The organism is Streptomyces agglomeratus (assembly GCF_001746415.1).
Classification (GTDB): domain Bacteria; phylum Actinomycetota; class Actinomycetes; order Streptomycetales; family Streptomycetaceae; genus Streptomyces; species Streptomyces agglomeratus.
Window position 1 is genome coordinate 4,332,094 of the sequence record NZ_MEHJ01000001.1, and the last position, 23,103, is coordinate 4,355,196.

At 71.7% G+C, this 23,103-nt stretch carries 30 protein-coding genes; 20 read left to right on the forward strand and 10 right to left on the reverse strand.

Annotated features, from left to right (window positions below; all coding sequences use genetic code 11):
- Positions 1–15: 15 nt before the first annotated feature.
- Positions 16–825 (reverse strand): response regulator transcription factor, encoded by an 810-nt coding sequence (locus AS594_RS18840; RefSeq protein WP_069928147.1) that lies wholly within the window; start codon positions 823–825, stop codon positions 16–18.
- A gap of 332 nt (positions 826–1,157) precedes the next feature.
- Between AS594_RS18840 and AS594_RS18845 the strand changes: the two genes are divergently transcribed.
- From AS594_RS18845 to AS594_RS18875, 8 genes are all read left to right on the forward strand, one after another.
- On the forward strand, positions 1,158–2,099 hold the full coding sequence (locus tag AS594_RS18845) for an alpha/beta fold hydrolase (protein ID WP_069928148.1): 942 nt from the start codon (positions 1,158–1,160) through the stop codon (positions 2,097–2,099).
- Between the two features lie 33 nt (positions 2,100–2,132).
- Positions 2,133–2,387 (forward strand): MoaD/ThiS family protein, encoded by a 255-nt coding sequence (locus tag AS594_RS18850; protein ID WP_069928149.1) that lies wholly within the window; start codon positions 2,133–2,135, stop codon positions 2,385–2,387.
- A 10-nt stretch (positions 2,388–2,397) separates the two neighbouring features.
- Positions 2,398–3,792 (forward strand): hypothetical protein, encoded by a 1,395-nt coding sequence (locus AS594_RS18855; RefSeq protein WP_079148164.1) that lies wholly within the window; start codon positions 2,398–2,400, stop codon positions 3,790–3,792.
- Between the two features lie 90 nt (positions 3,793–3,882).
- Positions 3,883–4,581 (forward strand): LmeA family phospholipid-binding protein, encoded by a 699-nt coding sequence (locus AS594_RS18860; RefSeq protein WP_069932549.1) that lies wholly within the window; start codon positions 3,883–3,885, stop codon positions 4,579–4,581.
- A 164-nt stretch (positions 4,582–4,745) separates the two neighbouring features.
- Positions 4,746–4,829 (forward strand): putative leader peptide, encoded by an 84-nt coding sequence (locus tag AS594_RS47940; RefSeq protein WP_355254274.1) that lies wholly within the window; start codon positions 4,746–4,748, stop codon positions 4,827–4,829.
- A 179-nt stretch (positions 4,830–5,008) separates the two neighbouring features.
- Positions 5,009–5,848: a sulfurtransferase gene (locus AS594_RS18865; RefSeq protein ID WP_069928152.1), complete on the forward strand. Its 840-nt coding sequence runs from the start codon at positions 5,009–5,011 to the stop codon at positions 5,846–5,848.
- Between the two features lie 36 nt (positions 5,849–5,884).
- Positions 5,885–6,172 carry a DUF1416 domain-containing protein gene (locus tag AS594_RS18870; protein WP_018101653.1) on the forward strand — a complete coding sequence of 96 codons (288 nt, stop codon included), beginning with the start codon at positions 5,885–5,887 and terminating at the stop codon, positions 6,170–6,172.
- A 91-nt stretch (positions 6,173–6,263) separates the two neighbouring features.
- Complete coding sequence (locus tag AS594_RS18875; protein WP_069928153.1) at positions 6,264–6,524, forward strand: DUF3099 domain-containing protein; 261 nt, start codon at positions 6,264–6,266, stop codon at positions 6,522–6,524.
- 7 nt (positions 6,525–6,531) lie between these two features.
- Here AS594_RS18875 and AS594_RS18880 read toward each other — a convergent pair whose 3' ends face one another.
- Entirely contained in the window at positions 6,532–6,894 is a 363-nt protein-coding gene (locus AS594_RS18880; RefSeq protein WP_069930604.1) for a DsrE family protein, read from the reverse strand.
- Between the two features lie 313 nt (positions 6,895–7,207).
- Here AS594_RS18880 and AS594_RS18885 point away from each other — a divergent pair, with 313 nt between their 5' ends.
- The 3 genes from AS594_RS18885 to ygfZ are packed head-to-tail and all read left to right on the forward strand — an operon-like array spanning position 7,208 to position 9,266.
- Entirely contained in the window at positions 7,208–7,771 is a 564-nt protein-coding gene (locus tag AS594_RS18885; RefSeq protein ID WP_069928154.1) for a heme-binding beta-barrel domain-containing protein, read from the forward strand.
- A gap of 54 nt (positions 7,772–7,825) precedes the next feature.
- Positions 7,826–8,275 carry a Fur family transcriptional regulator gene (locus AS594_RS18890; RefSeq protein ID WP_069928155.1) on the forward strand — a complete coding sequence of 150 codons (450 nt, stop codon included), beginning with the start codon at positions 7,826–7,828 and terminating at the stop codon, positions 8,273–8,275.
- 10 nt (positions 8,276–8,285) lie between these two features.
- Positions 8,286–9,266, forward strand: a complete 981-nt coding sequence (gene ygfZ / locus AS594_RS18895) for a CAF17-like 4Fe-4S cluster assembly/insertion protein YgfZ (protein ID WP_069932548.1) — start codon at positions 8,286–8,288, stop codon at positions 9,264–9,266.
- 67 nt (positions 9,267–9,333) lie between these two features.
- Here ygfZ and dtd read toward each other — a convergent pair whose 3' ends face one another.
- Positions 9,334–9,759, reverse strand: a complete 426-nt coding sequence (dtd, locus tag AS594_RS18900) for a D-aminoacyl-tRNA deacylase (protein ID WP_069932547.1) — start codon at positions 9,757–9,759, stop codon at positions 9,334–9,336.
- Between the two features lie 120 nt (positions 9,760–9,879).
- On the opposite strand from dtd, the gene AS594_RS18905 reads away from it, so the two are divergent.
- The 3 genes from AS594_RS18905 (at position 9,880) to AS594_RS18915 (ending at position 12,883) form a co-directional block, all read left to right on the forward strand.
- Positions 9,880–10,509 (forward strand): RsiG family protein, encoded by a 630-nt coding sequence (locus AS594_RS18905; protein WP_176733112.1) that lies wholly within the window; start codon positions 9,880–9,882, stop codon positions 10,507–10,509.
- 56 nt (positions 10,510–10,565) lie between these two features.
- A complete protein-coding gene (locus AS594_RS18910) occupies positions 10,566–11,543 on the forward strand; it encodes an asparaginase (protein WP_069928158.1) in 978 nt (325 codons plus the stop codon).
- Between the two features lie 95 nt (positions 11,544–11,638).
- Entirely contained in the window at positions 11,639–12,883 is a 1,245-nt protein-coding gene (locus tag AS594_RS18915) for a GNAT family N-acetyltransferase (protein ID WP_069932546.1), read from the forward strand.
- A 101-nt stretch (positions 12,884–12,984) separates the two neighbouring features.
- Here AS594_RS18915 and AS594_RS18920 read toward each other — a convergent pair whose 3' ends face one another.
- On the reverse strand, positions 12,985–13,458 hold the full coding sequence (locus AS594_RS18920; protein WP_240509047.1) for a nitroreductase family deazaflavin-dependent oxidoreductase: 474 nt from the start codon (positions 13,456–13,458) through the stop codon (positions 12,985–12,987).
- A 129-nt stretch (positions 13,459–13,587) separates the two neighbouring features.
- Here AS594_RS18920 and AS594_RS18925 point away from each other — a divergent pair, with 129 nt between their 5' ends.
- Positions 13,588–14,091, forward strand: coding sequence for a DinB family protein (locus tag AS594_RS18925; protein WP_069928160.1), 504 nt, complete (start codon positions 13,588–13,590; stop codon positions 14,089–14,091).
- A 112-nt stretch (positions 14,092–14,203) separates the two neighbouring features.
- Here the strand turns inward: AS594_RS18925 and AS594_RS18930 are convergent, their stop codons facing one another.
- The gene (locus AS594_RS18930; RefSeq protein ID WP_069928161.1) at positions 14,204–14,809 is read right to left on the reverse strand and encodes a hypothetical protein; all 606 of its coding nucleotides are present in this window, start codon (positions 14,807–14,809) and stop codon (positions 14,204–14,206) included.
- 142 nt (positions 14,810–14,951) lie between these two features.
- Between AS594_RS18930 and AS594_RS18935 the strand changes: the two genes are divergently transcribed.
- From AS594_RS18935 to AS594_RS18945, 3 genes are all read left to right on the forward strand, one after another.
- Positions 14,952–15,377: a helix-turn-helix domain-containing protein gene (locus AS594_RS18935; protein ID WP_069928162.1), complete on the forward strand. Its 426-nt coding sequence runs from the start codon at positions 14,952–14,954 to the stop codon at positions 15,375–15,377.
- A gap of 25 nt (positions 15,378–15,402) precedes the next feature.
- Positions 15,403–15,960, forward strand: coding sequence for a hypothetical protein (locus tag AS594_RS18940; protein WP_069928163.1), 558 nt, complete (start codon positions 15,403–15,405; stop codon positions 15,958–15,960).
- Between the two features lie 137 nt (positions 15,961–16,097).
- The gene (locus AS594_RS18945) at positions 16,098–16,442 is read left to right on the forward strand and encodes a DUF2516 family protein (RefSeq protein ID WP_069930607.1); all 345 of its coding nucleotides are present in this window, start codon (positions 16,098–16,100) and stop codon (positions 16,440–16,442) included.
- A gap of 66 nt (positions 16,443–16,508) precedes the next feature.
- Here AS594_RS18945 and AS594_RS18950 read toward each other — a convergent pair whose 3' ends face one another.
- The 4 genes from AS594_RS18950 to AS594_RS18965 all read right to left on the reverse strand — a co-directional run bounded on the left by AS594_RS18950 (position 16,509) and on the right by AS594_RS18965 (position 20,294).
- On the reverse strand, positions 16,509–17,876 hold the full coding sequence (locus AS594_RS18950; RefSeq protein ID WP_069932545.1) for a PP2C family protein-serine/threonine phosphatase: 1,368 nt from the start codon (positions 17,874–17,876) through the stop codon (positions 16,509–16,511).
- Between the two features lie 184 nt (positions 17,877–18,060).
- Positions 18,061–18,243, reverse strand: coding sequence for a hypothetical protein (locus tag AS594_RS18955; RefSeq protein ID WP_069928165.1), 183 nt, complete (start codon positions 18,241–18,243; stop codon positions 18,061–18,063).
- Between the two features lie 9 nt (positions 18,244–18,252).
- The gene (locus AS594_RS18960) at positions 18,253–19,293 is read right to left on the reverse strand and encodes a C40 family peptidase (protein ID WP_069928166.1); all 1,041 of its coding nucleotides are present in this window, start codon (positions 19,291–19,293) and stop codon (positions 18,253–18,255) included.
- A gap of 194 nt (positions 19,294–19,487) precedes the next feature.
- Positions 19,488–20,294, reverse strand: coding sequence for a class I SAM-dependent methyltransferase (locus AS594_RS18965; RefSeq protein ID WP_069928167.1), 807 nt, complete (start codon positions 20,292–20,294; stop codon positions 19,488–19,490).
- Positions 20,295–20,535: 241 nt separating this feature from the next.
- Between AS594_RS18965 and mshA the strand changes: the two genes are divergently transcribed.
- Positions 20,536–21,882 carry a D-inositol-3-phosphate glycosyltransferase gene (mshA, locus tag AS594_RS18970; protein ID WP_069928168.1) on the forward strand — a complete coding sequence of 449 codons (1,347 nt, stop codon included), beginning with the start codon at positions 20,536–20,538 and terminating at the stop codon, positions 21,880–21,882.
- Complete coding sequence (locus tag AS594_RS18975) at positions 21,875–22,417, forward strand: type III secretion system chaperone family protein (protein ID WP_069928169.1); 543 nt, start codon at positions 21,875–21,877, stop codon at positions 22,415–22,417. Before mshA ends, AS594_RS18975 begins: the two co-directional genes overlap by 8 nt.
- A gap of 177 nt (positions 22,418–22,594) precedes the next feature.
- Here AS594_RS18975 and AS594_RS18980 read toward each other — a convergent pair whose 3' ends face one another.
- A complete protein-coding gene (locus AS594_RS18980; protein ID WP_069928170.1) occupies positions 22,595–22,948 on the reverse strand; it encodes a hypothetical protein in 354 nt (117 codons plus the stop codon).
- Positions 22,949–23,103: the final 155 nt, after the last annotated feature.

Here is a 23,103-nt window from a genome sequence, read left to right on the forward strand (position 1 = left end):
TCTACGCGTGGTGACCTACCGCTGGGCAGGCCGTACGGCTGCTTCCTCCCGGTCGGCCGCGTCCGCGCCCTTGTCCGCCGTACGGGTGACGGTCGCCGGCGCCGATTTCTGCGCCGCCTTGGCCCTGGCTTCCTCGGCCGCCGCCCGCTCGACCTTCTCCGGAGTCACGAAGCGGTAGCCCACATTGCGGACGGTCCCGATGAGCGACTCGTGCTCCGGGCCGAGCTTGGCCCGCAGCCGCCGTACGTGCACGTCGACCGTCCGGGTGCCGCCGAAGTAGTCGTAACCCCACACCTCCTGGAGGAGCTGGGCGCGCGTGAAGACGCGGCCGGGATGCTGCGCCAGGTATTTGAGCAGCTCGAACTCCTTGAAGGTCAGGTCCAGGACCCGGCCCTTGAGCTTCGCGCTGTACGTCGCCTCGTCGACCGACAGGTCACCGTTGCGGATCTCCATCGGGCTGTCGTCCGCGGAGATCTGCCGGCGGCCGGTCGCCAGCCGCAGCCGCGCCTCGACCTCGGCCGGACCCGCCGTGTCGAGCAGTACGTCGTCGATGCCCCAGTCGGCGGTGACGGCCGCGAGACCGCCCTCCGTCACGACGAGGATCAGCGGGCAGCCGGGTCCGGTGGACCGCAGCAGCTGACACAGCGACCTGACCTGCGGAAGGTCGCGGCGGCCGTCGATCAGGATGACGTCGGCACCAGGGGTGTCGACGAGGGCCGGGCCCTCGGCGGGGGCCACCCGCACGCTGTGCAGAAGCAGTCCGAGGGCGGGAAGCACCTCCGTCGACGGCTGGAGGGCATTGGTCAGGAGCAGCAGAGAACTCATCGTCGGCCACCTGCCCGGGTCGTCCGGTCGTGCACGGTTCGCTTGCCCATTACGTCGGTTCCTCCTCGGTCCCTGCGAGGACGTATGCGGCACTGCTTCGTTACTGCTGCGGCCCGGCCCCGCGCCCTGGGGCCGATCCGCGTCATCTGTCCGTAACAACGGTCAGAAAACACAAAAGGACCCGGGGGCAACGTTGCCCAGGTCCTATGCCCAGCAGAATAGCCCACATGAGTTCCGTACCGGAGGGTCGAATCCGCAGATCGCTTGTTCCCTTGATCACGCGCGGGCCGCGGCGCACGCCGTCACGGGCGGATTCACACGCCGTTTCGCCGATGGTCCGGGCGGCCCGGGAACCCGGGCGGGGGCCGGTCCGGCGGACGGTCCTGCGGGCACAGGACGGGGTCCGGATCGAGGCCCTGTACGAACCGGCGCCGGGCGGCGGGGGCGGCCCGGCCATCGTCGTGGCGCACGGCTTCACCGGCTCGGTGGACCGGCCGGCGGTGCGGCGGGCGGCGCGCGTGTTCAGGCGGTACGGCGCCGTCGTCACCTTCTCGTTCCGTGGACACGGCGGCTCGGGGGGCCGCTCCACGGTCGGCGACCGCGAGGTCCTCGACGTGGCGGCGGCGGTCCGCTGGGCGCGCTCCCTGGGGCACGAGCGGGTGGTGACGGTCGGCTTCTCCATGGGCGGCTCGGTGGTCGTCAGACACGCGGCGCTCCACCGGGAGGACACCGCGCACAGCGGCGCGGACGGCGACGCGGGGGACGGGGAGCGCACGGAAGCGCGTCCGGCGGAGGGAGCGCACGCGAGCGCCGACCGTGACCCCGTACGCGCCGGCAACGATTCGGTACGCGCCCAGAGCGACCCCGTGCGCGCCGCCGACCGGGTGTCCGCGCGAGCCGACGCGGTCGTCGCGGTCAGCGCCCCGGCCCGCTGGTACTACCGGGGTACGGCGCCGATGCGGCGGCTGCACTGGGTGGTGACCCGGCCCGCCGGACGGCTCGTCGGCCGCTTCGGGCTCCGCACCCGCATTCACAGCCGCGACTGGGACCCGGTGCCGCTGTCCCCCGTCGAGGCGGCGGCCAGGCTCGGCCGGACACCGCTGCTGGTCGTGCACGGCGACCGCGACCCGTACTTCCCCCTCGACCACCCGCGCGCGCTCGCGGCGGCGGCGGAGGGAAGCGAACTGTGGATCGTGCCCGGCATGGGCCACGCCGAGAACGCGGCCGAAGAGACACTCCTCACCCGCATCGGCGCCTGGCTCACAGCGGCATAGCCCATCATGGAAGCCGACGAAAGGAGCGCCGCTATGGCAGTGGGCACCATCCGCTTCTGGGCGGCGGCCAAGGCCGCCGCCGGCACCGCAGAGGAGCCGTACACGGCCGGGACGCTCGCCGAGGCGCTCGACGCGGTGCGCGAGCGGCACCCCGGGGAGCTGACACGCGTACTCCAGCGCTGTTCGTTCCTCATCGACGGTGACCCCGTCGGGACCCGCGGTCATGAGACCGTGCGGCTGGCCGAGGGCGGCACGGTCGAGGTGCTCCCGCCGTTCGCAGGAGGATGAGCCCCACACCATGAGCAACCAGCAGCCCTACCCGTACGACGGGCGTGACGCACGCGACGGGCGTGACAGTGGTGACGGCAGTGACCGCCGTGACGCGTACGAGGAACAGCGCCCGTTCGCGCAGGAGCCGTACGCCCAGGCGCAGGAGCCCTACACCCAGACGTGGGAGGGGCAGACCTGGGACACGCAGTACCAGCCGGTGCAGCAGCCCCTCCAGCAGGAGCCCTACCGGCCGCAGGACCCCGCCGGCGCGGCGTACCCCCCGGTGCAGAACGGCGCGTCCCCGCTGCCGCCCGAGACCTCCGCGCCGTACGGCCAGTACCCGGCCGGCCAGGCGTCGTACGAGCCCCAGGCGGCGTCGTACGAACCGGCACCGGCGTCGTACGAGCCCGCACCGGCCGCGTACGAACCGGCACCGGCGTCGTACGAGCCCGCACCGGCCGCGTACGAGCCCGCACCGGCGGCATACGAACCGGCACCGGGGGCCCACGAGCCCGCCCACGCCGCCTACGAGCCCGTACCCGGCGCCTACACGCCCGCCGCGGCGGCGTACGAACCCGCCCACGCCACCACGGCGGCCCCCGCGCCGCCGCCCGCCGCCACCGGACCGGCGGCGTACAGCCCGCCCACCACCGGAGGCAACGCGCGCGTCACCGACGCCCAGCGCGCCCGCGCCGAGGGCCGGTCGCCGATCATCGCGCCGGGCATGCAGCCCGCCGCGCTGACCGCCGTGCTCGCGCTGCTGCTCGCCGGCGCCGCGGCCGTCGGCCCGTACGCGCTCGTCGTACCGCTCGTGCTGCTCCAGGCCGTCACCGCCGCAGGCTGGTTCCGGCTCAACGGCATGTGGCCCGCCCGGCAGGGCATCGCGCTCGCCTTCCTCGGCGGCGTCACCGCCGACATCGCGCTGCTGGCCGTCGGCACCGAGCACGCTCCCGCCGCGATCATCGGCACGCTCGGCGTGTGGGTGCTGCTCGCCCTCGTGCTCCAGCTCCGCAACCGCGCACCCGCCGACGAGCGGATGTACGGCCTGACCGCCACCGTCACCTCGGCCGCCCTCGCGGTCGTCGCCGCGGGTCACCTCGCGGCGGACGCCGAGGCCGTGACCGTCGGCGCCGTGGCTGTCGCCGTGGCCGTACTGGCCCGCGCGCTGCCGCTGCCCGGCGTCGCCTCCGTGGTCGTCGCGCTGCTCGCCGCCGCCGGCGCCGGGATCGCGGCCGGCGGAATGACGGACCTGGGCGCCCGGGGCGCGCTGCTGGGGCTCGCGGCCGGGGTGTGCGCGCTGGTCGGCCTGCGCGTGGCCAGCTACGACTACCCGTCGCGGTTCGTCCACATGACGGCCGGAGTGGCGCTGCCGCTGACGGCCGCCGCCCCCGCCGTCTATCTGATCGGCAGGGCCATCGCCTGAGCCCCGCGATTACCTGGCAGTAGGCTCGCGTGCGTCGGGGGGCTTGAACGAGTGCGACGAGACACACGAGTTGTGGGGGACCTGTAAGCCATGCGTGCACTGCGAATACTGCTGGTCGTCGCCGTGATCCTCGGCGGCATCTTCGTCATCGTGGACCGACTCGCGGTGAACTACGCCGAGTCCGAGGTCGCCAAGCGCGTCCAGACCCGGCAGGGACTGACCGGCGAACCCGACGTGGCGATCAAGGGATTTCCCTTCCTGACCCAGGTCGCCGCCAAGCACCTCGACCAGGTCGACGTCACCGTGGAGGGCGTCGAGGCGAGCGCGGAGGGCCGCAGGGTCCGGATCAGCGAGATGACCGCCGAACTCCACGACGTGCGCGTGAGCGGCAGCTTCAGCGGCTTCTCCGGCGCGACGGCGGACCTGGCGACCGGCACCGCGCGCATCTCGTACGAGGACCTGTCGCGGGCCTCCGAGAGCGGCTTCCCGGTCGCGTACGGCGGCAACGACAAGGTGAAGGTCACCGGCTCCGTCGAAATTCTCGGCCGCAAGATCACGCGCAGCGTGCTGTCGAGTGTGAGCGTGATCGACGGCAGCACGATCCGGGTGCGGGCGGACGAGGTCCCGGGTGAAGGGCTTCCCGGGATCGAGCAGCAGGTGCGCGAGAAGACCGACTTCGACCGGCAGATCAGCGGCCTGCCGGACGGTCTGAACCTCAAGAAGGCCGACGCCACGAAGGACGGCCTGGAAATCTCCGTGGCCGGTACGAACGTGGGCCTCGCCGGATAGTGAGACGGCAGCGTCCGCCCCTCAGGCGGCGGGCGGACGCAGACCGTGCGCCGGGCCGGTGCGGGGCCCCGTCACCAGCACCTCGTCCCGCATCGCGGACGATCGCGTCTCACTATCCGACACACCGGTGACACGCCGGTCGTGACATCCCTACGATCGGTCCCATGCAGCAGCGACAGGCGGACCTCACGAAGCGGCGGGCAGTAGACCTGTGCCGCGTCGCCGCCATGCTCTGTCGTACTGCCTGAGCGGTTCTGACCGGAACAGTCCGGCACCCGCCTTCCCCGGCCCTCCGACCGACCGAACTGGTGCAGTCGAAGTCAGGGCCACCCCTCGTGCGGTCGTACGCCGTCCCGTTTCGCGTACCGGCGTACCCGCACAGCCCCCTCGCGCATAACCGCCGCACACTGCCCCGGAGGAGAACAGCATGAGCCGCAGCGACGTACTGGTCGACGCAGACTGGGTCGAGGCCCACATCGAGGACCCGAAGGTCGCGATCGTCGAGGTCGACGAGGACACCTCGGCGTACGAGAAGAACCACATCCGCAACGCGATCCGCATCGACTGGACCCAGGACCTCCAGGACCCGGTCCGCCGCGACTTCATCGACCAGGCCGGCTTCGAGAAGCTCCTGTCCGAGAAGGGCATCGCGAACGACACCACGGTGGTCCTCTACGGCGGCAACAACAACTGGTTCGCCTCGTACGCCTTCTGGTACTTCAAGCTCTACGGCCACCAGGACGTCCGCCTCCTCGACGGCGGCCGCAAGAAGTGGGAGCTCGACTCCCGCGACCTGGTCGCCGAGGTCCCCGCGCGCCCGGCCACGCAGTACAAGGCCCAGCCGCAGGACACCTCGATCCGCGCCTTCCGCGACGACGTCGTCTCCGCGATCAACAACCAGAACCTCGTCGACGTGCGTTCCCCCGACGAGTTCAGCGGCAAGCTGCTCGCCCCGGCCCACCTCCCGCAGGAGCAGTCGCAGCGCCCGGGCCACGTCCCGTCCGCCCGCAACATCCCGTGGTCGAAGAACGCCAACGACGACGGCACCTTCAAGTCCGACGAAGAGCTCAAGGCCCTGTACGAGGCCGAGCAGGTCGACCTCGCGAAGGACACCATCGCGTACTGCCGCATCGGTGAGCGCTCGGCGCTGACCTGGTTCGTCCTGCACGAGCTGCTCGGTGTCGACAACGTCAAGAACTACGACGGCTCGTGGACCGAGTACGGCTCGCTGGTCGGCGTGCCGATCGAGCTCGGCGCCAACAAGTAACCCCTCTCGACCGCGACTTGAAGGACGGATTTCAACATGTGTGGAGCAAAGGCCGGCGGCCCCGACGCCTCGACGATCAAGCCCGGTGAGACCACCATCCAGGGCAGCGTGACCCGCGACGGCGAGCCCGTCACCGGCTACGTCCGCCTCCTGGACTCGACCGGCGAGTTCACCGCCGAGGTCCCGACCTCGGCCACGGGCCAGTTCCGCTTCTACGCGGCCGAGGGCACGTGGACCGTCCGCGCACTCGTCCCGGGCGGCACGGCCGACCGTACGGTCGTCGCCCAGACGGGCGGCCTCGCGGAGGTCGCGATCGCCGTCTGACGAGGCGCTTTCTCACTGGCCGAAGGGCCGCACCCCAGGGGGTTGGACGCTTTCCTGACCGGGTGCGGCCCTTCGGTCGTACCGTGGAGGTATGTACGAGCGGCGGCGGCACGCCTACTTCCTGCTGATGGGCGGATGCCTTTTCCTCTTCGTCTCCGCCTGGGCCTTCGTGCGGCTGTGGTCCGTACCGGCGGCCGTGGGGATGTGCTTCGCTGCCATGGTCATCCCGCCCGTCGCGGCGATGGTGGCCAACCGGCGGGGGCCGGACGACCGCTGGTGGGACGATCCGTCCGGGGACCCGGCGTCGGACGAGTGGTGGGACGAGCTCGACGGCAAGAAGCGCCGTCAGTAGCCGGGTGTCAGTAGACGAGGGACTGGACGCCGTCCGCCATGATCTCGCTCACGAAGACCTGGGCACCCGCGATCCGTACGCCCTCGATCACGTCCTTCTCGGTGATCTCGCGGCGCGCCGCGCACTGCGTGCACAGCGTGATCTGTCCCGCCGCGTTGATCGACTCGATCAGGTCCGGCAGCGGCGCCGCGTGCGGCAGCTCGAACTCGGCCGCGCGGCCCGGCAGCGCGAACCACGAGGACTCGCCGGTCAGCCAGAGCGAGACCTCCACCCCACTGGCCACGGCCACCGCCGCCACCGTGAACGCCTGCGAACACCGCTCGGGGGCGTCGGCCCCGGCGGTCACCTTGATCACGAGCTTCTTCGCCATGTCCGAACTGTAATCCGCCGCCACGGCGACCCGCGGGTGCCCGTCCTCCGGCCGGTGACGCTCCGGTCGGCCGCCGGCCGAGCCGGGGACGCCCCTCGCAGAGAACGCCGCGCCCCCGGCGACTAAGCTGGGGCGCGGCCCCCGTACTGCCCACCGCTCATGCAAGGAGCAACCCCGTGCTGACGATTTTCTTCGAAGCCCTGCTGGTTCTGGTCTGCGTCGGTGTTCTCGCCTTCGCCGGTCTGACCGTGAAGAAGCTCTACCAGGGTCAGCGCTAACCCACCCCTCCCCTCACAGATCGCCTGAGCAGCTCATGATCGAGATTCCGTCCGACCTCCACCCGGACCTTGTCCCCCTCGTCTTCCTCCTCGGTAACTGGGAGGGTGCGGGCGTTTTCGACTTCCCCGGTGACGAGAAGGCCAACTTCGGCCAGGAAGTCACCTTCACCCACGACGGCCGGGACTTCCTCGAGTACGTCTCGCACACGTGGGTGCTCGACAACGAGGGCAAGAAGGTCCGGCCGCTGGAGAGCGAGTCCGGTTACTGGCGCGTCGACAAGGACCGCAAGGTCGAGGTCGTCATGATCCGCGACCAGGGCGTCGTCGAGGTCTGGTACGGCGAGCTGGCCGACCAGAAGCCGCAGATCGACCTGGTGACGGACGCGGTCGCGCGCACCGCCGCCTCGGGGCCGTACACCGGCGGCAAGCGTCTCTACGGTTACGTCAAGAGCGACCTGATGTGGGTCGGCGAGAAGGCCACCCCGGACGTCGAGCTCCGCCCGTACATGTCGGCGCACCTGAAGAAGGTCGTCGACCCGAGCGAGTGGGCGAAGGACCTCAAGGACCTGCCCGACGACGGCATCGCCTTCTTCAAGTAGGCGGACCTGGCCGGATGCCCGTCGGTCGCTCGCCACGCTGCCTACACTGGGCACGTGGTGAGCACCGACTGGAAAAGCGACCTGAGGCAGCGCGGCTACCGGCTGACGCCCCAGCGTCAGCTCGTCCTGGAAGCCGTGGACGCCCTGGAACACGCGACGCCGGACGACATCCTCGTCGAGGTGCGCAAAACGGCGTCGGGCGTGAACATCTCCACCGTCTACCGGACCCTTGAGCTCCTGGAGGAGCTGGGGCTGGTCAGTCACGCCCATCTGGGGCACGGGGCTCCGACGTACCACCTGGCGGACCGCCATCACCACATCCACCTGGTCTGCCGTGACTGTACGAACGTGATCGAGGCCGACATCGCGGTCGCCGCCGACTTCACGGCCAAGCTGCGCGAGAAGTTCGGCTTCGAGACGGACATGAAGCACTTCGCCATCTTCGGGCGCTGTGAGAAGTGCGCTGAGCGGGCTTCGGCCGAAGCTTCAACTACCGAGTCGTAGGCTTGGCGTCATGCTCCGACACTCACCGGCAAGCCCCTTGCTGTCCCTGCCCGGCGCCGTTCCCGCCGAAGGGCGCGACGAAGGCGTCGCCGCGCACTACGGAGACCTGTTCCGCGAGCAGCGGGCACTCGCGGGAGGCGCGGGTTTCGTCGACCTGTCCCACCGCGGCGTCGTCACCGTCACCGGCGACGACCGGCTGAGCTGGCTGCACCTCCTGCTCACGCAGCACGTCAGCGATCTCCCGGCGGGCCACGCCACCGAGGCGCTGATCCTCACCGCGCACGGTCATGTCGAGCACGCGATGTACCTCGTCGACGACGGTGAGACGGTGTGGATGCACGTCGAGCCGGGTACGCAGGGCGATCTCCTCGCGTACCTGGAGTCGATGAAGTTCTTCTACCGGGTGGAGACCGCCGACCGGACCGAGGACTTCGCGGTCGTTCACCTCCCGGCCGGCTCGATCGCCGACGTACCGGCGGGTGTGGCCGTACGGGAGACCTCGCACGGCCGGGACCTCTTCCTGCCGCGTACGGAGCTGGAGTCGTACGCCGCGGCGCACGGCCCGGCGATGGGCATCCTGGCGTACGAGGCCCTGCGCGTGGAGGCGCACCGGCCGCGCCTCGGCTTCGAGACCGACCACCGCACGATTCCGCACGAGCTGGGCTGGATCGGCAGCGCCGTACACCTCCAGAAGGGCTGCTACCGGGGTCAGGAGACCGTCGCCCGGGTCCAGAACCTGGGGAAGCCGCCGCGGCGACTCGTCTTCCTGCACCTGGACGGCAGCGATGTGCTGCTGCCCCCGCCCGGTACGCCGGTGCGGCTCGCGGCGGACGGTGAGGAGGGGCGCCAGCTCGGTTTCGTCACGACGTCGGCCCGCCACCACGAGCTGGGGCCGATCGCGCTGGCGCTGGTCAAGCGCAACGTGCCGGTGGACGCGGAGCTGCTGGCGGGGAACACGGCGGCGGCGCAGGAAGTCGTCGTAGAGCCGTAGGAAGTGCTCTTGAGCCGCTGAGTCGTGACCGAGCCCAGCGCCGTTGGCCGTGGGGCGCTGGGACTCGTCAGACCTCGATCAGGACCGTGAACGGGCCGTCGTTCGTCAGGGAGACCCGCATCTGGGCTCCGAAGCGGCCCGTCTCGACGTGCGCGCCCAGTGCGCGGAGCTGGGCGACGACCTCGTCGACCAGGGGTTCGGCGATCTCGCCGGGGGCCGCGGCGTTCCAGGTCGGGCGGCGGCCCTTGCGGGCGTCCCCGTAGAGGGTGAACTGTGAAATGACCAGAAGTGGCGCATTCACATCGGAGCAGGACTTCTCACCCGCAAGGATCCGAACCGACCAGAGCTTCCGGGCGAGCTGTGCGGCCTTGTCCGTTGTGTCCTCATGGGTGACTCCCACCAGCACACACAGACCTTCGCCCACGATTTCGCCGACCATTTGTCCGGCCACGACGACGCTCGCGCCGTCGACCCTCTGCACCACTGCACGCATGCGGCCCAATCTAGCCGGGGCTGAACGGGCGTAGAGCGCCTGCGTAGCCGCCGTCAGGAGTGGCACGATGCACGGAGGCGGTGCGCGCCCCGCACCGGTCGAGGGGACGGAAACACATTCATGAGCACACCTGGCGCCGGGCAGCCGCCCGGGCCCGTATCTCTGCCGATGATCCAGATGACGTCTTCCGCTTCCGCGGCGCGACCACCCGCGCAGCGGACGGGCGAGAGCATGGGCGGTGGCCTGCCGGTGCCGGACCGCGGGAACGGGGAGAAGAGCGATCTCGGTGTGCTGCGGCTGCCGGAACTGCGCGGTCTGCGCCGTGACTCGCAGCGCGACGAGGCGGACCTCAGCTATGTGCGGCGGCTGCTGCACGGGCGGATCGACATTCTGCGGGCCGAGCTGGCGCGGCGTACGGGGCCGGAGTCCCCTGTCGTCGAGCGGCTTTCGGAGATCCTCGCCGACGCCCCTTCGCGTCACCGGTCCTCCGCCCGGCACGTGACGATGTCCACGCCGCAGAGCGAGGAGTTCCGGCTGCTGGCGGCGGAGATGCTGGCCGATGTGGAGCTGTCGGACCTGGCGGCCCGCACGGACGCGGAGCTGCACGAGGCGATGGGACGGCTGGTCCGTTACGAACAGCAGGTCTCGCGGCGCCGGCAGCACCTTCAGCGGACGGCGGACGATTGCAGTGCGGAGATTGCCCGCAGGTACCGTGATGGGGAAGCACAAGTAGACGACCTGCTGACCTGAGGCCGCGATCCGGCCTTGCGGGAGCGTGGTCCTGTTCCCGTTCCCGGAAGGTCGAGATGTCCTCCAGCACCGCCGCTGCCGCCGTGTCCCCGGTCATATCCCCGGTCCTCGCGGAAATCGTCCGTTCGGGCTTCGTCGAGGGCCACCACCGGGGTTCGCTCGTCGTTCTGGCGGCGGACGGCAGCGTGGAGCTGGAGATCGGTGACCCGTACGCCCCGGTCTTCCCGCGCTCCAGCAACAAGCCGATGCAGGCGGCGGCGATCCTGCGGGCCGGGCTCGACCTGTCGGGCGAGCGGCTGGCGCTCGCGGCGGCGAGCCACTCCGGGGAGCGCTTCCAGCTCGATCTCGTACGGAAGATGCTGGCGGAGGCCGGGCTCACGGAGGCCGAACTCCAGACCCCGCCGGACCTGCCGCTGGACCCGGTCGAGGCCGAGTCGTACCTCGCGGCGGGCGGGGTGCGGGAGCGGCTCACGATGAACTGCTCGGGCAAGCACGCGGCGATGCTGGCGGTGTGCGGGCTGAACGGCTGGGACGCCGCCTCGTACCTGGACCCGGCTCATCCGCTTCAGCGGCTCGTGCTGAGCGTGGTCGAGGAGGCCAGTGGCGAGCGCGTCGCGGCGGTCGGCACGGACGGGTGCGGTGCGCCGCTGATGGGGATCAGCCTGGTGGGGCTCGCGACGGCCTTCCGCCACTTCGTGCTGGCCGAGCCGGGCACGGCCGAGCGACGTGTCGCGGACGCGATGCGCGCGCACCCGGAGTACGTCGCCGGTACGCGTCGCCCCGACACCTGGCTGATGCGCGAGGTGCCGGGCGCGCTGTCCAAGATGGGCGCCGAGGCGGTGCAGGCGGTGGCCCTGCCGGACGGCCGCGCCCTCGCGTTCAAGGTCGACGACGGCGCCACGCGCGCGCTGGGGCCGGTGCTGGCGCGGGCGCTGCGGCGGCTCGGGGTGGAGGGGCCGGTGGTGGATCGCATCGGGCGGGCGCCGCTGATGGGCGGGGCGGCCGAAGTCGGGGAGATACGCGCGGCGTTCTGAGGTCCACAGGTTGTGGGCGGCGGTGCGGTGGGCGGGTCGTTGGGCGGGCGGAAATGCGGGCGACAGGCCGTACGCCGTGTGCTTAGCGTGAGCGCATGAGTGTCGATGTCCGTACGGTCGCCGAGTCCGAGTTCCCCGACTGGCTGCGAGCCCTGGCCACCGGCTTCCTCCGCCCGCCCGTCGTTCCGCCGCACGAGGCGGCGGAGCGCCTGCCGCACATGGGCCTGCCCAGGGTTCGGGGCGCGTTCGACGACGGGCGCTGTGTCGCGACGTACCGCTCCTTCGCGCAGGAACTCACGGTGCCGGGCGGTGCGCGGGTGCCGGCGAGCGCTGTCTCGAACGTGACGGTGTCCCCCACGCACCGCCGCCGCGGGCTGCTCGGCCGCATGATGGGCCCCGACCTCGCGGAGGCGAAGGAGCGCGGCGACGTGCTGTCGACGCTGATCGCCGCCGAGTACCCGATCTACGGACGGTACGGGTTCGGGCCCGCCACCTCGATCACCGAGTGGGAGATCGACGTACCGCGGGCCGGGCTCGACGCGCGCTGGGCGGGGCCCGGCGACGGGGGCCGGATCGATCTGGTCGACGGGGCCGACGTACGCAAGCTCGGGCCCGAGCTGCACGAGCGCTTCCGGGCGAGGCAGCACGGCGCGGTCGACCGGTCCGAGCGCTGGTGGCAGCTCAACACGGGCCGGGTGGTGACGTCGGTCGAGCCCTGGACCGAGCCGTTCTACGCCGTCTACCGCTCGGCGCGGGGCGAGGTGGAGGGACTGCTGGTCTACCGCGCCGACGAGAAGTGGGGCGACGCCAAGCAGCCGCTCAACACGGCGACCGTACGCGACCTGATCGCGGTGTCGCCGGCGGCCGAGCGCGCGCTGTGGCACTTCGTCTGCGCGGTCGACTGGATCACGACGGTACGGTCCGGCTACCGCGCCGGCGACGATCTCCTCCCCCTCCTCCTCCCGGACCCCAGGGCCGCCAGGGTCGTGACCCAGGCGGACTTCCTCTGGGTGCGGCTGCTGGACGTGGCACGCGCCCTGGAGGCCCGTACGTACGCGGTGCCCGGCTCGCTCGTGCTCGACGTGCGCGACGCGGCGGGACTGGCCGGCGGGCGGTTCCGGCTGGATGCCTCGGCGCAGGGCGCCGTGTGCGCCCCTTCGGCGGAGCCGCCCGGTCTGACCCTGGGGGTGGGGGAGTTGGGGTCGCTGTACCTGGGCGAGGAGTCCGCGGTGCGGCTTGTCGCGCTCGGCCGGGCCGAGGAGGGGGCGGCGGGCGCCGCCGCCGTGGCCGACGCCCTGTTCCGTACGTCCAGGCGACCGTGGTGCCCGGACGTCTTCTGACCGGGGCTCTCACGTGATCAGGGCTCTCGACGCCCGCTCGGGAGGCCGTTCGGCCGGACCGGCGGAGCCGCCCGGACGCGCGGGGCCCGGGCGGCCCTGCCTCAGACGTCCGTACGCCGCAGCCGCACCACCGGGATGTCGCGCGTGGTCTTCTTCTGGTAGCTCTCGTACGGCGCGAAGACGTCGACCAGGTGCGGCCACACCCGGGCCTTCTCCTCGGCGGACAGTGTCTCGGCTCGGGCCGGGAACCGCTCGGTGCCGACCCGCAGCCGCACCTGCGGGTTGGCCTGGATGTTCAGGTACCACAGGGGGTGGTCGTCCGACCCGCCCTTCGACGCCACGACCAGGTGGTCCTCGCCGTCGCGCCCGTAGATCAGCACCGTGCGCCGGGCGGTCCCGCTGCGCCGGCCGACGTAGTCCATCAACAGGCAGGGGGCGCCCTGCATGGTGGTGCCCCTGGTGCCGCCCGACTCCTCGTACAGCTCGGCCTGCTCGGCCACCCAGCCGCTGGGGCTGAGCTTCACCGCTTCGGTGCCGTCGCCGGCGCCGTTCTCGTCTGTCACGTGTGTGGTCACCCGTACTGCTCCTTCTCGCCGTGTCGCTGTCGTCCCGTAGTGCCGGACACCATCCAGGGTCACCCCTGGCGTCCCCGGCGGGGCAAAATCGCTCGACAACGGGCGTACGGGCAAAGAACATTCACCCCGATGACACGAACCGACATGCCTCCCACGCCCGACGAGCGCGCCTCGCTCGTGACCTTCCTCGACTACGTCCGCGACACCGCGCGCGCCAAGTGTGACGACGTGTCGCCCGAGGACGCCCGCAGGGCCCCGCTGCCCGGTTCGCCGCTGATGACGCTGTGCGGGCTCATCAGCCACCTCCACTGGGTGGAGTACTACTGGTTCCAGGTGGTGTTCCTCGGCGAGGAGGACCAGGGGCCGTGGACGGAGGAGGACCCCGACCGCGAGATGCGCATCGCGCTCGACGTCCCGCTGGCCGACCTCCTCTCGGCGTACGAGGCGCAGTGCGCCCGCTACCGGGAGCTGGTCGCCGCCAACGACCTGGACACCGAGGCGAAGCGCGCCCGGGACGGCCGCAGGCCGGTCAACCTGCGCTGGATCCTGCTGCATCTGATCGAGGAGACGGCCCGTCACAACGGCCACCTGGACATCCTGCGGGAGCTGGCGGACGGCCGTACGGGCTCCTAGGGACGTTGCCGGGGGCACCCCGGAGGCGCACCGGGCGGCGGGTCACCCGGCCGGCGGCGCGTCTGCACGGCGGCGGGTCAGCCGGCCGGCGGCGCGTCTGCACGGCGGCGGGTCAGCCGGCCGGCGGGGCGTCCGCGCTCTTGAGGTCGCGGCGCTGCGGACGGCGAGGCGGGACCACGTCACGCCGACGGCGCTCCAGGGTCAGCATCGGCCCCCGGCCGCCCGGCAGCGCGACCACCGCACCGGAGGCGGGGCTTCCGGCCATCCACACACCGTTCTCCATCGCCGGGTCCCAGCGGTACCACCGCAGCGGATCACGCGCCGTCAGCGCCCTGGACCAGCCGCCTTCCCTGGTCATCAGCTGTACGGGCACGCCGCCCGGGTCCCGCGTGCCCTGCTGCCTGCGCAACGCCGCCCGGCTCTGCCACGGGTTGTCCCGCAGCACCGCGCGCATGCGGCCCAGGCGGCGCAGGGACCCGATGGAGGAGTACAGCGCGCAGGGGAGCAGCAGGCCGAAGAAGAGCGCGGGGACGACGCCCGCGCCGGCCCGGCGGATCTGCGGCGCGTACAGGCCGGTGACGGCGAGGGCCGTCAGCGTCAGCAGTACGCAGACGACCAGGCCGCCGGCGACACGCCGTCGCGCGCTCTGCCATGCCTTCCGCGTCTCCGTATGGTCGAAGGCGCATCCGGCCGGTGGCAGTGGGACGTCGTAGGGCATGCGTACCGCTCCTGGCGTGGGGCACTGGTGTTCCCAGGGACCGTATACCTCTGCTCCGGCCGCTCTGCTCCGGCCGCGACACGCGAACACTTTTGCAAGCAGCCGCTTGCAAAAGTTAGCGCTCATGCCGCACTATCGGGACATGGCATCACTCAACGTCGGCAATCTCGGCGAGTACTTGCGCGAGCAGCGGCGCACCGCGCAGCTGTCGCTGAGGCAGCTCGCCGACGCCGCCGGGGTGTCCAATCCGTACCTCAGCCAGATCGAGCGCGGCCTGCGCAAGCCCAGTGCGGAGATTCTCCAGCAGCTCGCGAAGGCGCTGCGGATCTCCGCCGAGACGCTGTACGTCCAGGCCGGGATCCTCGACGAGCGGGAGCGCGAGGAGCTGGAGACGCGCGCCGTCATCCTCGCCGACCCGTCGATAAACGAGCGGCAGAAGCAGGTGCTGCTCCAGATCTACGAGTCGTTCCGCAAGGAGAACGCCACGGACACCCCGTCGGACGCCCCTGCCGACGGCCCCCGCACTGCCGACGGCAGTGATGCCGGCACACCACCACCCTCACAGTGAACTGAGCTCCGGGAGGACCACAGTCATGGCCATCACCGATGACCTGCGCAAGACCCTCACCGACCCCACTCCCCTCTACTTCGCGGCCGGCACCGCGGACCTCGCCGTACAGCAGGCGAAGAAGGTGCCCGCGCTGATCGAGCAGCTGCGTGCCGAGGCTCCGGCGCGCATCGACGCCGTACGCAACACCGACCCCAAGGCCGTGCAGGAGAAGGCCAAGGAGGCGCAGGCCACCGTTCAGGCCAAGGTCACCGAGGTGCTCGGCGCGCTCGACACCGACTTCAAGAAGCTGACCGAGCAGGCCCAGGACCTGGCGCTGCGGAGCGTGGGCGTGGCCGCCGAGTACGCGGTCAAGGCGCGTGAGAAGTACGAGCAGGTCGCCGAGCACGGCGAGCAGAGCGTGAAGGCGTGGCGCGGCGAGGCGGCCGAGGAGATCAACGAGATCGCCATCGCCGTCGAGCCCGACCCGGAGCCGAAGACGGCCTCGCCGCAGGCGGCCGAGGCCAAGGGCGCTTCGGCGAAGAAGACGCCCGCCGCGCGCAAGGCGCCGGCGAAGAAGGCGACGCCGGCCGGCGAGAAGTAGGCCGCGCGAGCTCGATCGGGGCTATTACGGCGATCAGGGCCGTAGGGGCGCGAGCCGGGCACCTTTATGGGTGTCCGGCTCGTTGTCCGGGTACCTTGGCCGCGAGGCGCACATCCACTCTCTAGGCGGTGTACAGCATGTTGCTCTCGGGATTCGGCACTCTGTTGTCGTTGCTCAACCTCGCCATGCTCGTCCTCGCCGTGGTGGCGCTGTTCTTCGCCGCGACGGCCCGTGAGGACGCGTACCGCGCCACCGACAAGCAGAGCAAGGTCTTCTGGCTGGTGCTTCTGGGCGTGACGGTCGCAGTAAATCTGTTCGTCCCGATGCTGTTCCTGCAAATCGCCGGCCTGGTCGCGACCATCGTGTTCATGGTCGACGTACGGCCCGCGATCAAGCAGGTCTCGGGCGGCGGCGGTGGCGGACGCAGGGGCGGCGGCAGCAGCAGCGACGGTCCGTACGGGCCGTACAACGGCGGGCGTTAGGCACGACGGCGCCCCGGGCTCCGGCCGCCGGGGCGCGACAGCCGCGACAGCGGCGGGCGTCGCCGCTCAGCCCCGGTCGAGAAGCAGCAGCGCCACGTCGTCGGTGAGTTCGCCGTGGTTGAGGTCCCGCGCCTCGTTGACCGCCGCCTCCAGCAGCGTCTCGCCGCGGAGCCCGGCCGCCAGCTGGCGGTTGATCATGTCCACCATGCCGTCCTGGCCGAGCCGCTGCTTCGACCCGGGCGGGCCGACATGGCCCTCGATCAGACCGTCCGTGTACATCATCAGGCTCCACGAGCCGCCCAGTTCGACCTGTCGGCGCGACCAGCGGGCGCGCGGCAGCAGCCCGAGCGCGGGGCCCCCGTCCTCGTACGGGAGAAGCTGCGCGGCCCGGCCCTGGCGGGCGATCAGCGGTGACGGGTGGCCGGCCAGGCACAGCCCCGCCCGCCGTCCGTCCGGCGCGATGTCGACCGTGCACAGCGTCGCGAAGATCTCTTCGCTCTCCCTCTCGTGCTCCAGGACCTGCTGGAGCGTGGAGAGCAGCTCGTCGCCGCACAGTCCCGCGAAGGTCAGGGCGCGCCACGCGATGCGCAGTTCCACGCCGAGGGCGGCCTCGTCCGGGCCGTGGCCGCAGACGTCGCCGATCATCGCGTGGACCGTGCCGTCCGAGGTGCGCACGACGTCGTAGAAATCACCGCCGAGGAGGGCGCGTGAGCGTCCGGGGCGGTAGCGGGAGGCGAAGCGGAGGTTCGAACCCTCCAGCAGCGGGGTCGGCAGCAGGCCGCGTTCCAGGCGGGCGTTCTCCTGGGCGCGCAGCCGTGACTCGGCCAGCTTGTGCTGCGCCGTGTCGGCGCGCTTGCGCTCGACGGCGTACCGGATGGCGCGGCTGAGCTGGCGCCCGTCGAGCTCGTCGCGGAACAGGTAGTCCTGCGCGCCGACGCGCACCGCCTCGGCGGCCCGCTCGGCGTCGGTCTCGGAGGTCAGCGCCAGTACGGCGTGCCGGGGCGCGAGGCGCAGCACGTGCCGGAGCGTGGCCAGACGGTCGCCGTCGTCGGCGGAGGAGCCGGACGAGCCGGAGGAACCGGCGGAGGGCGGCGGCATGGCCAGGTCGAGCAGGATGCAGTGCACGTCGTCCGTGAGCAGCCGCTCGGCCTCGGTGAGGTTGCGCGCGGTGCGGATACGGACACGGGTGCCGGCGGCGTCGAGCAGCGAGGGGACGGTGAACGTCCCCGCCGGATCGTCCTCGATCACCAGCAGGGTGAGATCGGTGCTGTTCGCGGACACGACGGGGGCGGCCGGGGCGGCGGGGGCCGTGGCTGCCGTGGGTGCTGAGGCTGCCGTGGTTCCCATGCTGCTCCCGGCCTGCTGTTTCGGCAGGAGGGCCTGACCGCTCTCCACGGCCGTGCTCTCGCGCTGCCGCGGTACGGGTACGGGCATCGGTTTCGGTTTCCTTCCCTCCCCCCGAGGGTGCGGCGGCACGACGATCGACGTTCCGCCAAACGGGGACCATAGCGTTACCGGGCGCCCCAGCGGAATGCCGTGCGGAAAGCCGCCCGGGGTCATATGCCGCCTCCCGCAACGCATCCGGGCGGATCGGCGGGGTGCCGGGTCATGACGAACATCACGCCCCGGGCCACCCGTACGGCCCCTGGCGGCACATGATCGCGTCCATGTCGGCGTCCGGGTCGGAGTCCATGCCGGCGTCCGGGTCCGTGTCCGCGTACACGCGGCGCGGCTGGCGGCGGCGGGCAGCCGCCGTCGCCGAGGCGGCCGGCCGGTACGGCCGCCCCCTCCCCGGATCCACATGTCCGGTCTACATGTCCGGACGCACGACCCCCAGAATCGGCATCGAGCCCGCCCCCGCGACCGTCACGTCCCGGCCGGGCCGGGGCGCGTGGACCATCGCGCCGTCCCCTATGTACATCCCGATGTGGCTGGCGTCGTCGAAGTACACGATCAGGTCGCCCGGCCGCATGTCCTTCACGTCGACCCTGGGCAGCCGCTTCCACTGCTCCTGCGAGGTGCGCGGTATGCCGCGTCCGGCTGCGAGCCACGCCTGCGACGTCAGCCCCGAGCAGTCGAAGGCACCCGGGCCCTCGGCGCCCCAGACATACGGCTTGCCGATCTGCGCCGTCGCGTACGCGACGGCCGCCGCGCCGCCCTTCGACGCCTTGCCGGCCGCTTTCCCGACCGCCCCGGAGTCGAGCCAGGCGGTCTGCGCCCGGTACTGCGCTTCCTGCTCCATCTTGAGGAGCCGCTCGCGCTCCTCTTCCTCAAGCGTCGACTCGAGCTTCTCGGCGGCGGCGATCTGCTTCTTGATCTCCTTCTTCGCCGCTTCCTTCTTCTTGCGGCTGGACTCCAGCCTCTTCCACTGGGCGGCCGCGTCCTCGGTGTACGCCTCCAAGTCCGCCTGGGTGCGCGACAGTTCGCCCAGGAGGCCCTTGGCGGCCTGCCGGCCCTCGCGGATCCGGCCGGCGCTGTCCAGGAAGAGCTGGGGGTCGCCGCTGAGCATCATCTGCGCCTCGGGCGGCAGCCCGCCGTTGCGGTACTGGGCCCGTGCCTCGGCCCCCACCTTCCGCTTCAGATCCTCGATCCGCTGCTGGCCCTCGACGATCTCTCTGGCCAGCTTCACGATCTCGGACGACTGCTTGTCGGCGCGCTCCTCGGCGAGGTTGTACGCGTCGGTGGCCGCCCCCGCCTTGCGGTAGAGGGCGTCGATCTCCACGCGGACCTCCTGGAGGCTCCGCTCACTCCTCGGCGGCCTCGGGTCCGCGTACGCCTGCCCGGGCACGGCCAGTACGGTCAGGGCACAGACCAGCGCGATCGCGGTCGCGGCGCTGCGACGTCGGTTCACAAGCTCCCCCGGATCCCGGATCCCTCATCACATGCCCCGCATGTGATTTACCGTCAGTAACTTAGGTGCGCTGCGGTGATGCTGCCATGCCGTCCGTGAAAACGACAGAGGCCCCCACCCAAAGGTTTCTGACGAACGGCCAGGTCGCCGCGTTCCCCTCGGCCGGCACTCGTTCGGGTAGGTCCGAGGCCGTTTCAGCCGGTGCGCGGCTGGAGAGCGGCCCAGTTCACGGTGACTTCGCCCTGCCGCCACCGCCGCTCCCCGTCCGCGAGCGGCCAGTCGGCGGAGAGATCACGCACGGCCTTGATCCAGCGCTGCCGGGCGCCGAGTGAGGCGTACGGAGCCGCCGCCGCCCACGCCCGGTCGAAGTCCCGCAGGAAGGCGTGCACCGGCTCGCCCGGCACATTGCGGTGGATCAGCGCCTTGGGCAGCCGCTCCGCGAGGTCGGAAGGACGCTCCAGCGACCCCAGCCGGGTCGCGAAGGTGACGGTCCGCGGCCCCTCCACCCCGAGGGCGACCCATACGTGCCGCCGCCCGATCTCGTCGCACGTCCCCTCCACCAGCAGTCCTCCGGGCGCCAGCCGCCCGCACAGCCGCGCCCAGACCCCGGCGACCTCCCCCTCGTCGTACTGGCGCAGCACGTTGGCCGCCCGGATGAGGGCGGGGCGGCGGCTGTCCGGCAGGGGTACTTCGAAGCCGCCGTGCCGGAAGGCGAGACCCGCTCGCTCGTACGGCTTCGCGGCCGCCACCCGGGCCGGTTCGATCTCGATGCCCACGACCTCGGCGGCGGGCGCGGCGGTACGCAGCCGGCCGAGCAGCTCGACGGCGGTCCACGGCGCCGCGCCGTACCCGAGGTCGACCGCGACCGGGTCGCCGCTGCGGCGCAGCTCGGGGCCGTGCGCGGCCGCGATCCACCGGTCCATCCGGCGCAGCCGGTTCGGGTTGGTCGTCCCGCGGGTGACGGCGCCGACAGGGCGCGGGGAGGGGGTGCGGGAGGCCATGAAGCGAGGGTAAGCGAGCGGGGGAGTCCGCCCGGGACCGGCAAAGGTTGATGTGACTGAAGTAATGATTTGGCAAAACGGAAATTGGAAGCAGGCATTCCGCTGTTTGGCCTGACGGAGGGTGCTCCGCGCCCTCTGTGTGGCATGCCCTGTGCCGTGCCCGCTGTCCGTACCCGGCTGTCCGTACCAGCGGTCCGCACAGCCCTGCCATCCCATGCCCCGAGCGAAGAGGACCGTCGACGTGAGCCAGTACGTCTCCCGACTCGCCGGCACACTGGCGACGCCACCCCGCCTCCGGCTGCCGGGCGGCCACCACCGCAAGCCGCGCCGGATCGCGATGCTCAGCGTCCACACCTCGCCGCTGCACCAGCCGGGGACGGGCGACGCGGGCGGCATGAACGTCTACATCGTCGAACTCGCGAAGCGCCTCGCCGCCATCAACATCGAGGTCGAGATCTTCACCCGGGCGACCACCGGCGGCCTGCCGCCCAGTGTCGAGCTGTCGCCCGGCGTTCTGGTCCGCCACGTCGACGCGGGCCCGTACGAGGGCCTGGCCAAGGAGGAGCTGCCCGCGCAGCTCTGTGCCTTCACGCACGGCGTCATGCAGGCATGGGCCGGTCAGCGCCCCGGTTACTACGACCTCGTCCACTCCCACTACTGGCTCTCGGGCCACGTGGGCTGGCTCGCCGCCGAACGCTGGGGCGCGCCCCTCGTGCACGCCATGCACACCATGGCGAAGGTCAAGAACGCCGCGCTGGCGGAGGGTGACACCCCCGAACCGGCCGCGCGCGTCATCGGCGAGACGCAGATCGTGCGGGCGGCGGACCGCCTCATCGCCAACACGGCGGAGGAGGCGGACGAACTGGCCCGCTTCTACGAGGCCGACCCCGCCAAGATCGCCGTCGTACACCCCGGCGTGAACCTGGATCGCTTCCGCCCGGCCGACGGGCGGGCCGCGGCGCGAGCCCGCCTGGACCTGCCGCAGGACGCGATCATTCCGCTCTTCGCCGGCCGCATCCAGCCGCTCAAGGCCCCGGACATACTGCTGCGCGCGGTGGCGCTGCTCATCGACGAGGACCCGTCGCTGCGCTCGAAGATCGTGGTGCCGGTCGTCGGCGGACCGAGCGGCAGCGGCCTCGCCAAGCCCGAGGGCCTCCAGAAGCTGGCCGCGAAACTGGGCATCGCCGACGTCGTACGCTTCCGCCCGCCGGTCGGCCAGGACCGCCTCGCGGACTGGTTCCGGGCGGCTTCGGTCCTGGTCATGCCCTCGTACAGCGAATCGTTCGGCCTGGTCGCGATCGAGGCCGAGGCGTCCGGCACGCCCGTCGTCGCGGCGTCGGTCGGCGGACTGCCCGTAGCCGTACGGGACGGCCGGACCGGCATCCTCGTCGAGGGCCACGACCCGGCCGGATACGCCCGCGCGCTGCGGCGCTTCGTCGACGAGCCGGGCCTGGTGGACCGCATGGGCGCGGCGGCGGCCCGCCACGCGCAGTCCTTCGGCTGGGGCACGGCCGCGTCCGCCACGGCCGACGTGTACCTGGCCGCGATGCACGAACACCGCCGTCGCGTACGCTCGCACCATGGCTGACGTACAGCAGCAGGCCGCCGAGACGCTGGAGCAGACGCTCAAGGACGCCGAGCTGGAGTGGGAGAGTCCCGAGCCCGGCTCGTACGTGGTGAAACTCCCTGGCACGCGCAAGCTGTCCACGACCTGCTCGCTGATCGTCGGACGGCACTCCCTGTCCGTCAACGCCTTCGTGATCCGCCACCCGGACGAGAACGACGCGGCGGTGCACCGCTGGCTGCTGGAGCGCAACCTGCGCCTGTACGGCGTGAGTTACGCGATCGACTCCCTCGGCGATATCTACCTGGCCGGAAAGCTGCCGCTGTCGGCCGTGACCCCGGACGAGCTCGACCGCCTGCTGGGGAGCGTTCTGGAGGCGGCGGACGGCAGCTTCAACAGCCTGCTGGAGCTGGGCTTCGCGAGCGCGATCCGCCGGGAGTACGCGTGGCGGGTGTCGCGCGGCGAGTCGACGAGGAATCTGGAAGCGTTCACGCACCTGACCCAGGACCAGAGGCCGCTCCAGGGGCCGGACCAAGTACAAACGGAGGACCGGCCGTAGGCGGACCGGTCGCAGACGGACCGGTCGCAGGCGGACCGGCCGCTGGGCGGGGCGACACCGCCTGCCTGACCGGCGCTTCTCTCCGCCCGGACGAACGGCCCCGTCTCCACGCATGCGCGTGCGAGACGGGGCCGTTCGGATGTGGCGTGCGCGGCGGGTGGCCGGCTTCGTCGGACCTCAGTCCTCGTCGTAGAAGCCGTTGCGGCCGTCGTAGCCGTCGCCGTCGTAACCGTTGTCGCCGTTGTCGCCGTTGTAACCCCGGCCGCAGGAGTGCGCGGCGGCGATCTCGGTGATGCCGTACGGGCCGCCGACGTTGGAGAGGTAGAACGCCCCGCTGCTGTTGCGGCAGTGGTGGCGGTCGGAGTCGAAGGGGCCGTCGCCGTAGTGGCCACCGGCGAAGGGGCCGTCGCTGTAGGGGGCGTTGTCGGAGGGGCCGCCGTCGAAGTCCATGGTGGCGGCGGCAGCGGGGCCGGCTGCCATGAAGCCGGCGGCGGTGATGCCGGCGAGGGTGATCGCGACGCGACGAAGCATGTTTCGCTCTCCTGTACGTACGTGACGGGTGAGGCCTGACGGGGTCTGACTTCACTCCATGTCCGCGCACTCGGCGTCAGCACACGCCACGGGGGTCATCCGGACGGGGGAGGCGTCTGCATCCGCTCGGTCGCACCCGCTGCCGTCGGCCTTCT

Coding starts and splice junctions, on each gene's coding strand:
- AS594_RS18840 (WP_069928147.1), bottom strand. CDS start 825: ATGAGTTCTCTGCTGCTCCTGACCAATGCCCTCCAGCCGTCGACGGAG.
- AS594_RS18950 (WP_069932545.1), bottom strand. CDS start 17,876: ATGCCCGTACCCGTACCGCGGCAGCGCGAGAGCACGGCCGTGGAGAGC.
- AS594_RS47940 (WP_355254274.1), top strand. CDS start 4,746: ATGCAGCAGCGACAGGCGGACCTCACGAAGCGGCGGGCAGTAGACCTG.
- dtd (WP_069932547.1), bottom strand. CDS start 9,759: ATGCGTGCAGTGGTGCAGAGGGTCGACGGCGCGAGCGTCGTCGTGGCC.
- AS594_RS18865 (WP_069928152.1), top strand. CDS start 5,009: ATGAGCCGCAGCGACGTACTGGTCGACGCAGACTGGGTCGAGGCCCAC.
- AS594_RS18870 (WP_018101653.1), top strand. CDS start 5,885: ATGTGTGGAGCAAAGGCCGGCGGCCCCGACGCCTCGACGATCAAGCCC.
- ygfZ (WP_069932548.1), top strand. CDS start 8,286: ATGCTCCGACACTCACCGGCAAGCCCCTTGCTGTCCCTGCCCGGCGCC.
- AS594_RS18905 (WP_176733112.1), top strand. CDS start 9,880: ATGAGCACACCTGGCGCCGGGCAGCCGCCCGGGCCCGTATCTCTGCCG.
- AS594_RS18875 (WP_069928153.1), top strand. CDS start 6,264: ATGTACGAGCGGCGGCGGCACGCCTACTTCCTGCTGATGGGCGGATGC.
- AS594_RS18915 (WP_069932546.1), top strand. CDS start 11,639: ATGAGTGTCGATGTCCGTACGGTCGCCGAGTCCGAGTTCCCCGACTGG.
- AS594_RS18930 (WP_069928161.1), bottom strand. CDS start 14,809: ATGCCCTACGACGTCCCACTGCCACCGGCCGGATGCGCCTTCGACCAT.
- AS594_RS18945 (WP_069930607.1), top strand. CDS start 16,098: ATGTTGCTCTCGGGATTCGGCACTCTGTTGTCGTTGCTCAACCTCGCC.
- AS594_RS18980 (WP_069928170.1), bottom strand. CDS start 22,948: ATGCTTCGTCGCGTCGCGATCACCCTCGCCGGCATCACCGCCGCCGGC.
- AS594_RS18860 (WP_069932549.1), top strand. CDS start 3,883: ATGCGTGCACTGCGAATACTGCTGGTCGTCGCCGTGATCCTCGGCGGC.
- AS594_RS18965 (WP_069928167.1), bottom strand. CDS start 20,294: ATGGCCTCCCGCACCCCCTCCCCGCGCCCTGTCGGCGCCGTCACCCGC.
- AS594_RS18975 (WP_069928169.1), top strand. CDS start 21,875: ATGGCTGACGTACAGCAGCAGGCCGCCGAGACGCTGGAGCAGACGCTC.
- AS594_RS18910 (WP_069928158.1), top strand. CDS start 10,566: ATGTCCTCCAGCACCGCCGCTGCCGCCGTGTCCCCGGTCATATCCCCG.
- AS594_RS18845 (WP_069928148.1), top strand. CDS start 1,158: ATGGTCCGGGCGGCCCGGGAACCCGGGCGGGGGCCGGTCCGGCGGACG.
- AS594_RS18855 (WP_079148164.1), top strand. CDS start 2,398: ATGAGCAACCAGCAGCCCTACCCGTACGACGGGCGTGACGCACGCGAC.
- AS594_RS18935 (WP_069928162.1), top strand. CDS start 14,952: ATGGCATCACTCAACGTCGGCAATCTCGGCGAGTACTTGCGCGAGCAG.
- AS594_RS18880 (WP_069930604.1), bottom strand. CDS start 6,894: ATGGCGAAGAAGCTCGTGATCAAGGTGACCGCCGGGGCCGACGCCCCC.
- AS594_RS18940 (WP_069928163.1), top strand. CDS start 15,403: ATGGCCATCACCGATGACCTGCGCAAGACCCTCACCGACCCCACTCCC.
- AS594_RS18925 (WP_069928160.1), top strand. CDS start 13,588: ATGACACGAACCGACATGCCTCCCACGCCCGACGAGCGCGCCTCGCTC.
- AS594_RS18850 (WP_069928149.1), top strand. CDS start 2,133: ATGGCAGTGGGCACCATCCGCTTCTGGGCGGCGGCCAAGGCCGCCGCC.
- AS594_RS18885 (WP_069928154.1), top strand. CDS start 7,208: ATGATCGAGATTCCGTCCGACCTCCACCCGGACCTTGTCCCCCTCGTC.